The following is a 14,155-nucleotide window of genomic DNA, read 5'->3' as shown; positions in this document are numbered from 1 at the left end:
CAAGTTTTACCATTAAGTTAAAATATTTTTAGAGAATATAACATACCGGTGCCAAAAGTTTCACTATTTATCGCTTTGATGTTTTTGTCGCAATAGTGTTTTTAGTAATCTTGATTTTAACGTCCTTTGCTATTTCTAAGGTGAAAACCTGGTCGGCTATGCCGGTTATAACACCGAACATGCCGCCGTTGGTGAGGACTTCATCGCCTACTTTTAATGTTCCTATCATTTTTTTGTGGTCTTTCGTCCTTTTTTGTTGTGGCAGGATTACCAAAAGGTAAAAGATGACTACGATAGCTATTAACGGCGCAAAACTTATCAGCGTTCCCTCGAATCCTCCGCCGTGTCCGGACGATGATGCGGCAAAAGCGCTTTTGACGGTAAACTGATTAGTAAAATTCAATAATCCCGATAAGATTTTCATACTAACTCCTTTTTATTAATTTTAATTTGTGAATTTTTATTAAATATATTATATTTATAATTGAAATAAAGTCAAAGCAAAGATTAATAATTTTTGTAATAATTTTGCAAAAAATCATGAAAGTTGCCGTCTAATATAGATTGCCTTATCAGTGAAAGAAAGTTTTGATAAAAATGTAAATTGTGGATAGTTAAAAGCCTCTGCGAAAATATTTCTTTCGTCATGAAAGCATGCCTTACGTACGCGGCGCTAAAATTCTTACAGCAAAAACAGTTGCATTTTGGATCTACGGGTAATGTACGGGTTTTATAGGAAGAATTTTTTATATTAACCGTTCCGTCCGATGTAAAAATGAAGCCATTCCTTGCGTTTCTCGTAGGCATTACGCAATCAAACATATCAACGCCCATAGATACTGCGTTTATTATGTCGGCAGGCGTTCCGACGCCCATAAGATACCTCGGTTTGTTTTTAGGCAGGTTAGACACGGAAATGTTTAACATTCTGAACATCGTCTCCTTAGATTCTCCCACCGCTAATCCGCCGACGGCATAGCCGTCCGCATCCAATTCGGACATTATCTCGGCAGATTTTTTCCTTAAATCCTCGAAAAAATTGCCCTGCGATATAAGAAAAAGAAGATTATCCGACTTTTTTGCCGAAATCGACCTTTTTGCCCAGTTTATAGTAGTATTTAAATCCCTTTCCGCCGTTTCTCTAGAGGCATCGTGTCCCGAAAAAACGTCTAATTGCATCATAATATCCGAGTCCAGCGTTTCTTGTATTTCTATCACACGTTCCGGAGTAAAAAAGTGTGTTTCTCCGTCTATGTGAGACATAAATGAAACGCCGTCCCCGTTGATTTTTGCCAGTTTTGCAAGGCTAAAGATTTGAAATCCGCCCGAATCCGTTAAAATGGCGCCTTTATATTTTGTAAAGTTTCTCAAAGAGCCGAATTTTTTTATAACGTCGATGCCCGGTCTTAAAAAAAGGTGATAGGTATTGGACAGCATAATCTTAAACCCCTCGTCGTATATTTCGTACGGAGATAAGGATTTTATCGTGCCTATCGTTCCGACCGGCATAAAAACGGGGGTTTCTATTATTCCGTTTTTAGTAAAAAGCTCGCCGATCCTAGCGCTCGTGCGTTCGTCTCTTTTAATTATTTTAAACATAAGTTATATGTTATGCAGATACATGGCATCGCCGTAGCTAAAAAGCGAGTAGTCATTTCTCATAGCTTCTTCGTAAACGGCTTTTGTTCTTTCTATTCCTATCAAGGCGCAAATCATTATAAAAAGAGATGATTTAGGTTGATGAAAATTTGTAACGAGACTTTTTGTTACTTTAAATTTATAACCCGGATAGATATACAGAGATGTCTCTGCGCCGTTTCTCCCGGTTATCCCGCTCCCGTCGGCAGCTGACGACTCTAAGCACCTGACGGTAGACGTTCCAATGATCATAATATTATTTTTGGTCTTTATTCCTTTATTGATAATATCCGCCGTTTCTTTGGAGACGGAATATGTTTCTTTGTGGATTTCATGTTTCGTTATATCTTCCGTTCTTACAGGAAGAAACGTCCCTAACCCTATATTTAGGGATACGGCGGTGAAAATCCCCCCCTTGGCTTTAATTTTATTTATCGTCTCGTCGGTGAAGTGAAGCCCCGCAGTCGGTGCCGCAACGGAAAAACCGCATGAATCGTCTGCGTAAACAGTTTGATAGTATCCGTCGTCCAAAGCGTCGGGGATGCGCTTAAGGTAGGGCGGAAGAGGTATTTGTGCGCATTTATCAAATATGTAATCGTAATCTTCTCTGCTTTTTATCGCAATTTGATAATTCCCCTTCCCCAAGTTTTGCAGCGCCGTGATCTTAATTCCGGATTTATCTTCGGATATACTGTCGGAATTAAAGCCCGTTTCAAGAATGTCGATCTCTTCGTTTTCCTTAATGGTTTTATGGGATTTCAGAAGGGCGTTCAATTTTAGCGGAAAAGTAACATTTACGGGAAATTCCGTAATGAATACCTCGACCCTGCCGCCCGAAAATCTTTTGCCGAATATCCTTGCTTTTTTAACGAATGAATTATTAACTGCTACAATATCGTTTTTATTGATATAATCTGTTATTTCAAAAAATCTTTTATGCTCTATTTTAAAATTTTTTACATCCAAGACGAGTAGCTTTGCTTCGTCGCGGTTATTTACGGGGTATTTGGCAATCTTTTTGCTGTCGAATCCGTAATCAAATAAATCTATGTTCATATAGGGCTATCATTGTGTTATTATATTTAAGTATGGTACGGCGGTGCTGTGTTACCGCACGCGTATATATTCTAAAAGTATTATTATAACATATTTTGAGAAAAAAATAAATAGATTTATAAATTTTAAATTAATTTGTCAGGTTATTATGGGTATTTTTATAACGCTTGAGGGTATCGACGGTTCCGGTAAGACCACGGCGTCAAAACTGCTTTGCGGCGATTTGGCCAAGGACGGATATAGGGTTCTTCCGGTAAAGGAACCTACCGAAACATTGCTCGGAAACTTTATAAACGATGCGGTTCTCGGTACGGGAGGCGATGCTTCTTTTATGAAATCGATAGATATAAAAACATCTGCGTTAGCCGCATTATTTCTTTTCTCTGCCGATAGAACCGTACACGTAGATGAGATTATCGCAAAGTTGAGCAGTTTTGATATCATAATATGTGACAGGTTTATAGATTCGACGTATGCTTATCAAACTGCCGACATGAATGATGCCGAAGGTATCTGCGATTTAAGGGAGTTCATACTTACGATAAACGAGTTTATTCTCAATCGAAAAAACTTCAATATTGCCAGGACTTATCTTCTGGATTTAGAGCCGAAAGTCGCGCTAAACAGATTGAGCGGAAGGGTTCATGGGTTTGACGGTTTCGACGGCAGGTCCCCTGATTTTTTTAGTGCCGTAAGGGAAGGTTATCGGTATTTATCGACGAGGTATAGAGATAGAATCAAAATTATAGATGCTTCCTGTCCCCCTGAAAATATAGCAATAGAAATCCTGAAGGATTTAAGAGGATTGGTTGACGAAAAAATAACGTCGACGAACGAATAAAAATACGTATGGGTAACGAACATAAAATTTACGATTACAATATTTTAAATATTACGGGGCATGAAAAGTCCGTAGAATTTTTAAAAAATTTGTTTCATGGAGGCAGAATGCCGTCCGGACTTCTATTTCACGGACGGCAGAATATAGGAAAAAGATTTGTTGCTACGGCATTTGCGGCTTCGGTTTTATGTGAAGACTATGCGCTTTATGAACGTCGGCGCAACGCGACATTCCCAAGCTCGGACGACCCTGCGGATGCTGTAGGCGGAGGGCTGAATTTTTGCGGAAAATGTCCGTCGTGCATAGGCGTATTAAACGGTACGAGTCAAAATTTTATGCTCGTAGAGCCGTCCGGAAGCTCGATAAAAATAGATAATATTCATAAAATAGGTTCATTTTTAAGTTTAACGCCGTACTACCAGGGATATAGGTTTATCATTATAGACGAAGCATCGACAATGACCTCCGGCGCCGCCAATGCCCTTTTAAAGATGCTTGAGGAGCCTTCGGCAAAAACCGTATTTATCCTCATCGTTCACAATTTAAGTACACTTTTGCCGACCGTTATTTCAAGATGTTTACTGCTCAAGTTCGGTCCCGTTGGCGATAAGGTTTTGATAGACGTCTTCAGGTCTGAATTTCCGGATATAAAGGAGGATGTTCTGAGACTCTATTCCAAGATTGCAATGGGCAGCTATTCCGATTTTTACGGGCTTGTAAAAGGCGATTACTTAGAAAAAAGAAATTTATTAGTTGATACCGTATTTAAAGAATTGGCCTATAACCCTTCAAGTGTAAATCCATATGATATGTCTAATAATTTTCTTAGCGGTGCGGGAAAAGGCGGAGAAAACGAAAGGAAAGCGGCTAATTTTGAGATGATTTTATTTATTCTGCGCGATGTTTATATTTATTATGTGACAAAAAGTGCAGAATTATTATATAATGAAGACATTGCTGGAGAAATAAGGGAAATAACCGAAGGTTTTGAAAATTTCGGCGTCACCCGAAAAGACCTTGTATATATGATAAATTTGACCGTTAACCATATGGAAAAAATGAAAAGTTATAATTTAAACAAAACGATTGCGCTTGATTCGTATTTTTCCGGTCTTTTATATTTAAAGGGGCGGATATAATATAATAAATGAGAATAGTCGATATAGAAATACGGGAGATGGACTACAGCTTAGAGTGCGACGTAAAGGCGTTGCAGCTTTTGCAGGACGACAGAGTGCTCGTAGAGAAAGATGAAATTATTTATACAGGAATGGTTTTGGGAGATATAAGAGTCGTTCAAGGCGGTACCCTCCCTAATAATGCCAAGGTTATAAGGAAGCTTTTTACTTTTGAAACCGGAGATAAATTTGTACGTTATCCTATAGAAACCGAAAGCTTCGGCTTTTGCAAAAAGAACATCGAAAGCCTTAAGCTGTCGATGAAACTTTTGCGGATTAAATTTTTGCCTGTCGAAAATAAGCTGGTTTTTTATTACAGTGCCGAAGAGAGGGTTGATTTCAGGGAGCTCGTAAAAATACTTGCGTCTAAGTTTCACCTAAGGATAGAAATGCGTCAGATCAATATCCGAGACGAGTGCAGAGTTTTGGGCGGAATAGGCATTTGCGGAAGGATATGCTGTTGCGGCACCGTCGTTTCGGAGATGAATGCCATAACTTCCGCGACTACAAAGATTCAATGCCAAAGCACAAGTAAATACGTAGGGTACTGCGGCAGACTTCTATGCTGCCTTTCTTTTGATTCTATTGGGGTCAGCGAGGATATTTGCGAAAACGAAAATAACACACCCGGGGTATCTCACAAAGACTGTCCTGCTTCGCACAGCGAAGATTATTTTTACGTTACGACGCCTATTTATTATGCCAACGATAAGCCGCATATGGGGCATGCGTATTCTACGGTAATTGCGGATTCTGCGGCAAGATTCAAGAGGCTTTCCGGCTACAAAGTTTTTTTTATGACCGGAACGGATGAACATGGATTAAAAATAGAAAAAGAGGCGGAAGCGAGGGGCATAAGCCCTAAAGAGCTTGCAGATTCCGTACATAAGAAATTTAAAGAACTTTTTGGAAGCCTTGGCATATCATACGACAGGTTTATAAGAACGACCGATGCCGACCATATAAAAACGGTAAAGACCGTATTTAAAAAATTATTAAAAAAGGGCGATATATACTTGTCTGAATATGAAGGTTGGTACTGCACTCCCTGTGAAACCTTTCTGACGGAAAGGTCTCTTGACGGTGGAAACTGCCCGCAATGCGGGAGGCCGGTGTCTAAAGTTAAAGAAGAAAGCTATTTTTTAAAGTTAGATAAATATGAAAAAAGACTCCTGAAATACATAGAAAATAATCCCGGGTTTATTAAGCCCGATTTTAGAAAGAACGAGGTCGTATCGTTTATACGGGAAGGCTTAAAAGATTTAAGCATATCCAGAACGTCTTTCAAGTGCGGCATTTCTGTTCCCGGCAACGATAAACACGTTATATATGTCTGGTTCGATGCGCTCTTAAATTATTTAACGGGCTTAGGGTACGAAGACTTCCTAAACGGCAAAAATCCTGATTTTGATAAATTTTTTAAAACTGCCAATCACATAGTTGGCAAAGATATCATTAAATTTCACGGAGTTTACTGGCCCATCATGCTCTTTGCTTTGGATATCGATCTTCCTAAAACAATACTGGCGCACGGCTGGTGGCTTACGGGCGGCAAAAAGATGTCTAAGTCCTTAGGCAACGCGATAGACCCAGATTTTTTGATAGATAAGTTTGGTGCGGATGCCGTAAGATTTTATCTTTTAAATGAAATAACGCTGGGATTAGACGGCGATTTTAATATGGATAATTTTATCTTAAGATATAACTCCGGACTTGCAAACGACCTTGGAAACTTGGTTTCAAGGGTTATTGCGATGCTGAAAAAATATACGGGCGGCAAGGTTCCTGGTTCTGACGCCGATATAGACGACGGTATTATAAAGAAGGTTTCGGATATATTGGCCGGTTTAAGCGACAGATATGACAACTATGATTTTGTAAAGATTATAGACAATACCTTTAAATTTATAAATACGGTAAATAAATATGTAAACGACGGTACCCCTTGGAAGCTTAATGCCGCCGTCGAAGAGGACAAAAAGAAATTATTTAGAATTCTAAGGACATCGCTCATGTCTATATATTGCGTATCCTACTTGATATATCCCTTCATGCCCGTTACGTCCAAAAAAATTAACGTTATATTAAATACGGAGCCGTTCGATTTGCTTAAATCTCCGCTTACCCCGGATGATTTAGTTAAAAATTGCCGGCAGCGTTTTAAAAATGGGCATAAAATATCCGATAGTGCAGATATTCTATTTCCCAGAATAAAATAGAATGATAGATTCTCATTGCCATCTTGAGATGGCGGAGTTTGAGACTGATTTTTCCGATGTCTTGCTTAGAATGTCTAATAGAGGCATAACTCACGCCATTTCTATAGGCTCTTTAGCTCAAAACGAAAGGATAGAAAAAACCGTAGAAATAATAAACTCTTACGATTTTATTTTTACCGCCCTCGGGGTTCATCCCAAAAGTTTATATAAGGATTTGCCGGATATATTCAAATTATTCGAGCATTATTATTCGGCAAATAAAAAGAAGGTTATTGCGGTGGGAGAAATAGGGTTGGATTATTTTATGCCTAAAAAAAATTTAGGAGAAGTTAAAACAAAACAGAAAGAGCTGTTTAAGTTTCAAATAGGGCTTGCCTCCGCCTATAGGCTTCCGATTATAGTGCATGTAAGAGACGCTTACGAGGATGCGATAGGTATTTTAAAAGATTACGTAAAATCGCCGGACGGTTTTTTCGGCGGTGTTATTCACTGTTTTTCTTCGGATGACCCGGCCATAGCAGAGGAGTTTATAAAAATGGGGTTTTTTATCTCGTTTTCCGGAAATATCACGTATAAAAAGAACGAAGGGCTGAGGGCGGCGGTTAAAAATATTCCGAACGAAAAGATTTTGATAGAGACCGATAGCCCTTATCTTGCCCCCGCGCCATTTAGGGGTAAACGAAACGAACCTTCACGTGTCAGTTTGGTTTTGGATACGATTGCCGAATTAAAAGGGGTGGAGAGGGGTAAATTAGATGCTTTGACCGTTCAGAATACGGTAAACCTGTTTTCTTTGAACGGTATTTCCGGTTTTTATCCCTCTGTAGCATATAAGATCGGAAATTCCGTTTATGTCAATCTTACGAATAGATGCACTAACCGTTGTACATTTTGCCCTAAATATCAAAATGGTAAAAGTAATTTTAACGTACGCGGATATAATCTTAAATTGGACAAAGAGCCTGCTGTCGACGAGGTTGTCTCTTCAGTTTTTAGGTATTACGATTTTAAAGAAGTTGTTTTTTGCGGATTCGGAGAACCGACTTTGAGGATAGAAACCCTTAAGAGCGTTGCAAAAACTTTAAAAAAGATTTATGCGGACATACATGGCTGCAGCGATTTAAAAATAAGGCTTGATACAGACGGACTCGCAAATGCCGTTTATGAAAGGAATACGGTTCCAGAGTTAGGGGAGATTATAGACAGCGTAAGCATAAGCCTTAACGCCCAAAACAGCGAGCATTATGATAGGATTTGCAATCCTCAAATTTTAAAAAAAAGGGCTAAAGCATATGACTCCGTTCTGAATTTTATCGGGGAATCTAAAAAGTATATTAAGGAAGTAACCGTCACGGCGGTAGATTTGCCGGGAACAGACATACCTTATATTGCAAATATTGCAAAAAAATTGGGAGTCGATTTCAGGCATAGAAAATATAACAAGGTAGGTTAATTCAAGTATTTAGAACCGGTGCAGTAGCAGGATGTAACGATGCGGTTTTTCAATTTCATTCAAATAACCCTTCGCTGAACAACCCGTTTTCCATCGCGGAGTCGGGGGAAGTATTGTTGTTCGTATCGGTTTTAGCGGATGCCGTACGGGTTGTATCATGATTTACGTTATCTTGAGGGGTGTCTTGCTCGGTATCGTCTTCTGCAAAAAATGTTTTAGAATTAAGCAGATATCGGTCTAATTGCTTTGAATATTGGCTCCATTGTGTATTGCCGCTATCCATAAAATCTATCAATTGGTTTGCCTTGGAGTCCATGTTGTCGATATAATGAAGCAAAAAGGCTTCAACCGTTTTAGGTCTCTTTGGAGAACCGAATTCTAACTCTCCGTGGTGTGATATTATGGAATGCAGAAGCAGCAGTCTCAATTTTTTTGGAAATCCGGGTATCTTGCCGATTTTTTCATCTATAGCGCAAGTACCTAAAACTATGTGTCCGAGCAGCCTCCCCTCATCGGAATATTCCGTAACGTTATTTTTCAGGTATAATTCTTCCGTCTTTCCGACGTCGTGAAGCAGTATAGATGCGATAAGAACATCTTTTATTACATATTTTCCGTAATGTTCGGAAAGAAATATGCCTATTTTCAACATGCTTAGCGTATGTTCGAGTAATCCGCCTATATAAGCATGATGAATGGATTTTGCGGCAGGCAACGTCTTTAGCTGTTTTGCGTAATTTTCGTCGGATAAAAAATAATCGGTCAGCTTTATGATATATTCATTTGTTAAATTTTTTTTCAATATTGATACAAGCTCTAAGAACATAGCACTTATGTCGTATTTCGTGGATTTAATAAAAAGTCCGAGAAAAGCAACATCCGTCTTATCGTACTCAATTTTTTCCACGTCAAAAATTCCGAGCTGAAGCTCGTTTTGAAACGAGGAGGATTTTGATTTTACCTTGATTAAGTCGCCTATTTCAAACGTGCCGGCAAATTTTTCGACGTTATCCCAGATATATCCTTTAATTTCTCCGGTTTTATCGGACAATTTAAGAAATATGTAAGGCTTTCCGGTTTTCCCAACAGCCTGAGACTTGTTTTTGACAAGAAATATTGACTCGATTTTCCGGCTTTCTTTTATGTCTATAACTAAAATTTTTTCCATCGTTGTATTTATATTAACAAAACCCTTAATAAAAATCAAAGTAAAAAGAAGTGAATTATTGGAAATTTTTTGTTGCTAAAATAAATAATATATTATAACATTTATAAAATAAACAACATAAGTCGTGTAAATAAAGCTATAAAAAATAAAAGTTATGCCGAAAATTACGATATTTAAAATTAAATTAATATTAATACAAGAGAGAGGGTAATTCTATTATGTTTGCGGATAGTCTAATCGGTTTATTCAGTAACGATCTTGCGGTCGATTTAGGAACCGCGAATACTCTTATCTACGTTAAAGACAAGGGTATAGTTTCGAACGAGCCTTCAGTAGTGGCGGTTCATATAGATTCGCGGGGAGATAAAAAAATTCTTGCCGTGGGAAGGGATGCTAAGAAGATGCTCGGAAGAACGCCTGGAAACATATCGGCGATAAGACCCATGAAGGATGGCGTTATTGCCGACTTCGAAGTAGTAGAGGCAATGCTTAAATATTTTATCCGGAAAATCCATAACAGAAAAACCATGATAAGACCGCGTGTTATCATTGCTATCCCTTCCGGTATTACGGCCGTTGAAAGAAGAGCGGTGAGAGAATCCGCCGAAGCCGCCGGGGCAAGAATGGTTTATCTGATAGAAGAGCCGGTTGCCGCCGCCATAGGCGCCGGACTGCCTATTACCGAAGCCGCAGGAAATATGATTGTCGATATAGGCGGCGGGACTACCGAGGTCGCAGTAATTTCCATGTCCGGTATAGTTTTTGCCAAATCGTTGAGGGTCGGTGGCGATAAGATAGACGATGCCATAATTCAGTATATAAAGAAAAAGTATAGTCTGCTTATAGGAGATAGAACGGCGGAGCTTGTTAAAATGACTATCGGAACTATTTACCCGGTGGAAGAAGAATCCAAGATGAATATCAAAGGGAGAGATATCGTAAGCGGTATACCGAAGATTATAGAAATAACTTCGTCCGAAGTTTTAGAAGCGATAACCGAGCCCGCAAACCAGATAATCGATGCAATAAAAACGACATTAGAGAAGATTCCGCCGGAACTTTCGTCGGATATCGTAGATAGCGGGATAGTTCTTGCCGGCGGCGGAGCGCTTTTAAAGAATATGGACGTTTTAATAAGAGAGCATACGGAACTTCCTGTTATCATAGCAGACGATCCTCTTACATGCGTTGTGAGAGGCGCGGGAAAGGCGTTAAACGAAATTAATGCATTGAAAGATATAATGCTTGAGAATTAGTTACGGGTAAATCCATTGAGGAGATTAAATTTTAAAAAGTATAGAGATGCCGTATTCCTTTTTATAATTATAATCATATCTGCATCTATTTACATACTTTCTTTGAATGGAATTAAAATAGGCAGTTTTTTTTCGGATTTTATAAGCGATTCGGTATATGAAATTTATACCGTAGTAGATTATCCGGTTGGTGTTTCCGAAAAGATTTATGGTAATTATATCGATCTTCTGTCGGTTAAGGCAGAAAACAGGGTGCTTAAGTCTAAATTAAAGATGATAAGCTATAAACTGGATAAATATAGAGAATATAAAATAGAAAACAGAAAATTAAAAGCGCTTTTAATTTTAAAAAGTTCCGTAGGGAATAAAACCGTACCGGCTGCCATTATACTGCACGGTATTGAAGGGTGGTTTCACAGTCTTTATATAAATAAAGGAGCAAGGAGCGGGATCAAAGCCGGAGACGGCGTAATTTCTTATGACGGAGTCGTGGGAAGGGTTATTCATGCGGGTGCTCATTATTCGAGGGTTATTCCTATAACCGATCCTAAGTGTGTTTTTTCCGTGATAGATGCGGATACGGGGACTATGGGTATCGCACAGGGGTTTGGCGACGGTTACATAAAAATGAGATTCGTATTTAATTCGCAGCAGGTCCATAAGGGAGATACGATTTTGACATCGGGGCTCGGCGGTGTTTTTTCGCCGGGGATAAATGTAGGCAAGGTAACAACGATAACGAAAAAAAACTACGATATATTTCAAAAGATAACCGTAATTCCATATAAAAACTTATTTAACGGTAGATATGTCCTTGTCGAGAAATGATATTTATAAATACATTTACATAATATGTTCATTTTTGTTTTTGATGGTGATATCCCTCATATTTAATAATTATTCTCATTACGGCTATTTTTTTGTTTTCCCCAACCTCGTTATAGCCGGTATAGTATATATTTCTGCGTATTTAGACATATATTCCGGAGGGATAATGTCTTATATTTTATTTTATATATATGGTTCAATGACGCCTTTAGATCCGACCCTTTTCGGTTTTATAGGGGTTGTTTCCTATGCAGTTTCATATATTCTTTGGCGTAAAATTTCGTCGGATAACTTTTTGAGCGAGATTTTGATTACTTTTTTTTCGTCCTCGGGTTACTACCTCGTACTTTTTCTAATTGTTTACTACCGGCTCGGTATTCATTTTATATATTTGAACTTCATATTTTCTTATGGGTTGCCCGCTTCTGTAGCCACCGCATTAATTTCACCGGCAATATTTTTCTTTTTCAAAAAGATAGGCTATAAAAATTTCTTAAAAAGAAATCAAGCGATTTTAGATTAGCGGAAAATATTTGCATAAAATTGATTTGGCGTATAAAATAGAATCGATAATACGGTAATTAAATATAGATTCTAATTCTCTAAGGGGTATCAAACTATTATGCTTGAATTTTTAAGAAAATTTTACTCTCATACGGCAGGCAAAATTATTACTATAATCATAGGGGCATTATTCATCATAGGATTCAGTTTTCTTCCGTATCTAATGGGTGTGGGGGGAGGTATTCCCTCTAACGACGTAGCTACGGTAAATGGGAAAGGCATATCCCTGAACGATTTGAGTAATTATTACGGAAAACTTAAAAGCGAATATGAACGACTATACGGTAATAAACTAACGAACAGTGAGCTTAAGAAGCTTGATTTGACCGGTTCGGCGTTGTCTTCTTTGATTGCAAACGGTGTTTTGGAATCCAAAAAAGACGTATTCGGGGTTCACGTCTCAAATGGGTTTATAGCGAGAAACATAGCGTCCTTTTCAGTGTTTCAAAAAAACGGGAGTTTCAGCAATAAGTTGTTTATCAGCGTCTTGATAAACAATCATCTGACCCCTGCGAAATTTGAAAAAAACTATAAGTCCGAGATTGCAAGGTCGTACATAAAAAGGATTATATCGGAGTCTTTTACCATGATAAACAGGCAATTTTTAAATGATTATATGATAAAAAATAAATCCGTTTCTTTTGAAATAGCAATTTTTAAATCTAAAAAAGCCGCCGCCGGTTTCCTTAAAAAGATTATTCTGTACGGCGGCAAATTTACCGGGCAGGCAAAGAGTTTCGGTGGAATGACCAAAAAAATTCCTCTTTTCTCAGAGGTTAATCTGGTAAAATCCGATTATTTTAAAAAATATTTGCAGAGCGGAAGCATATTAAAAGCAATATTCTCGGTACCCGCAAATACGGAGGCCGGCAGAGTTTTTTCGGTTAAATCGGGCTTTGCCGTAATTAAAGTTTTAAGGGTTTATTTTCCGAAATATTTTTCGGAATTGGCAAATAAAGATGGCAAGAATTCAGCGGCAAAGCAAAAAGAACTTTACCGTTTAGAAAAGAGGCAGGAGTTTCTTGATCATTATGTCGACTATTTAGAATCTAAAGCCGATGTTAAAGTGAATAAGAGTGTTCTTTCGTCGTTTCGCCCGTATTGACGATATTAATTTATGAAAACGGTAGAGCATAAATTAAATGAACTTGAAAAGACGGTAAAAAACTATAAAAAGGTTGCAATAGCTTTTAACGGTGGGTTAAATTCGGCCTTTTTGCTTTATTTTGCCAAAAAAATACTCGGCGAAGAAAACGTTGTCGCTTTTACCGGCAATTCATTTTCCGTGTATAGAAAAAACCTTGAATTTTGCGGGGCATGGACGAAAAAACTGAACGTAAAGCATATATCGGCTAAAACTAACGAATTTATGGAAGAATCCTATATCGTAAATGATAGGATGAGGTGTTATTTTTGTAAAATTTTGTTATTTAAAACTATGTTGTCATATATTCCGAAATCGTATCTCATACTAACCGGATCTGATGCGGAGAATATTTTTGACAGCGACAGACCGGAATTATTTGCGGAGAAAGAATTTAACGTATATTCACCGTTAAGGGAGTTGTATTTTTCAAAAAAAGATATATCTCAGGCGGCAGGGCTTTACGATGTAAATATCGACGGAAAATTGCATGCCGTTTGCATGTCCGAGAGAATTCCCGCAGGCAGTATAATTACTAGAGACAAGATTAGGATGGTGGAAGATGCGGAGGATTTTTTAGAAAAAATGGGTGTTAAAGACTGCCGCGTTTATCATTACGGAGAGCTTGCAAAAATAGAAGCGGATGAATATTTTGCCATGTCTTTTGCAAACCCCGTTTTCAGAGATGAAATTATTAAAGAAATGAAAAATATAGGTTTTAAGTATGCGGCAGTGGATTTGGTGCAAATTTGAGTTGCTCGTGTTCTGAAATATTGATGCAGAATTAAGTCAACATCAAAATTAATTGAC

General features: G+C 38.1%; 13 protein-coding genes. 9 read left to right on the top strand and 4 right to left on the bottom strand.

Annotated features, from left to right (window positions below; genetic code table 11):
* Nucleotides 1-67: 67 nt before the first annotated feature.
* The 3 genes from yajC to queA form a co-directional block, all read right to left on the bottom strand.
* Nucleotides 68-424, bottom strand: coding sequence for a preprotein translocase subunit YajC (yajC, locus tag ACMCNP_RS02040; RefSeq protein ID WP_419313129.1), 357 nt, complete (start codon nt 422-424; stop codon nt 68-70).
* 83 nt (nt 425-507) lie between these two features.
* Complete coding sequence (gene tgt / locus ACMCNP_RS02035; RefSeq protein WP_419313127.1) at nt 508-1,599, bottom strand: tRNA guanosine(34) transglycosylase Tgt; 1,092 nt, start codon at nt 1,597-1,599, stop codon at nt 508-510.
* Between the two features lie 3 nt (nt 1,600-1,602).
* Complete coding sequence (queA, locus tag ACMCNP_RS02030) at nt 1,603-2,694, bottom strand: tRNA preQ1(34) S-adenosylmethionine ribosyltransferase-isomerase QueA (RefSeq protein WP_419313124.1); 1,092 nt, start codon at nt 2,692-2,694, stop codon at nt 1,603-1,605.
* Between the two features lie 148 nt (nt 2,695-2,842).
* On the opposite strand from queA, the gene tmk reads away from it, so the two are divergent.
* From tmk to ACMCNP_RS02010, 4 genes are read left to right on the top strand one after another with little or no spacing between them, the layout of a single operon-like run.
* Nucleotides 2,843-3,535 carry a dTMP kinase gene (gene tmk, locus ACMCNP_RS02025; protein ID WP_419313121.1) on the top strand — a complete coding sequence of 231 codons (693 nt, stop codon included), beginning with the start codon at nt 2,843-2,845 and terminating at the stop codon, nt 3,533-3,535.
* An 8-nt stretch (nt 3,536-3,543) separates the two neighbouring features.
* Complete coding sequence (locus ACMCNP_RS02020; RefSeq protein ID WP_419313119.1) at nt 3,544-4,674, top strand: DNA polymerase III subunit; 1,131 nt, start codon at nt 3,544-3,546, stop codon at nt 4,672-4,674.
* 8 nt (nt 4,675-4,682) lie between these two features.
* A complete protein-coding gene (gene metG, locus ACMCNP_RS02015; protein WP_419313116.1) occupies nt 4,683-6,932 on the top strand; it encodes a methionine--tRNA ligase in 2,250 nt (749 codons plus the stop codon).
* A 1-nt stretch (nt 6,933) separates the two neighbouring features.
* Complete coding sequence (locus ACMCNP_RS02010) at nt 6,934-8,385, top strand: YchF/TatD family DNA exonuclease (RefSeq protein WP_419313112.1); 1,452 nt, start codon at nt 6,934-6,936, stop codon at nt 8,383-8,385.
* A 55-nt stretch (nt 8,386-8,440) separates the two neighbouring features.
* Here the strand turns inward: ACMCNP_RS02010 and ACMCNP_RS02005 are convergent, their stop codons facing one another.
* Entirely contained in the window at nt 8,441-9,553 is a 1,113-nt protein-coding gene (locus ACMCNP_RS02005) for a 3'-5' exoribonuclease YhaM family protein (RefSeq protein WP_419313109.1), read from the bottom strand.
* Between the two features lie 218 nt (nt 9,554-9,771).
* Here ACMCNP_RS02005 and ACMCNP_RS02000 point away from each other — a divergent pair, with 218 nt between their 5' ends.
* The 5 genes from ACMCNP_RS02000 (at nt 9,772) to larE (ending at nt 14,098) form a co-directional block, all read left to right on the top strand.
* On the top strand, nt 9,772-10,809 hold the full coding sequence (locus ACMCNP_RS02000) for a rod shape-determining protein (protein WP_419313107.1): 1,038 nt from the start codon (nt 9,772-9,774) through the stop codon (nt 10,807-10,809).
* A gap of 15 nt (nt 10,810-10,824) precedes the next feature.
* Entirely contained in the window at nt 10,825-11,637 is an 813-nt protein-coding gene (gene mreC / locus ACMCNP_RS01995) for a rod shape-determining protein MreC (protein ID WP_419313104.1), read from the top strand.
* Nucleotides 11,638-11,803: 166 nt separating this feature from the next.
* On the top strand, nt 11,804-12,160 hold the full coding sequence (locus ACMCNP_RS01990) for a hypothetical protein (protein WP_419313101.1): 357 nt from the start codon (nt 11,804-11,806) through the stop codon (nt 12,158-12,160).
* Between the two features lie 99 nt (nt 12,161-12,259).
* Nucleotides 12,260-13,306, top strand: a complete 1,047-nt coding sequence (locus ACMCNP_RS01985) for a SurA N-terminal domain-containing protein (RefSeq protein WP_419313099.1) — start codon at nt 12,260-12,262, stop codon at nt 13,304-13,306.
* A 12-nt stretch (nt 13,307-13,318) separates the two neighbouring features.
* Nucleotides 13,319-14,098 carry an ATP-dependent sacrificial sulfur transferase LarE gene (gene larE / locus ACMCNP_RS01980; protein WP_419313096.1) on the top strand — a complete coding sequence of 260 codons (780 nt, stop codon included), beginning with the start codon at nt 13,319-13,321 and terminating at the stop codon, nt 14,096-14,098.
* Nucleotides 14,099-14,155 lie beyond the last annotated feature (57 nt).

Source organism: Candidatus Acidulodesulfobacterium sp. H_13, from assembly GCF_048541835.1.
Lineage (GTDB): Bacteria > SZUA-79 > SZUA-79 > Acidulodesulfobacterales > Acidulodesulfobacteraceae > QIJE01.
Note: the sequence above shows the minus strand (reverse complement) of the source record. Positions and strands in the feature narration are given on the sequence as shown.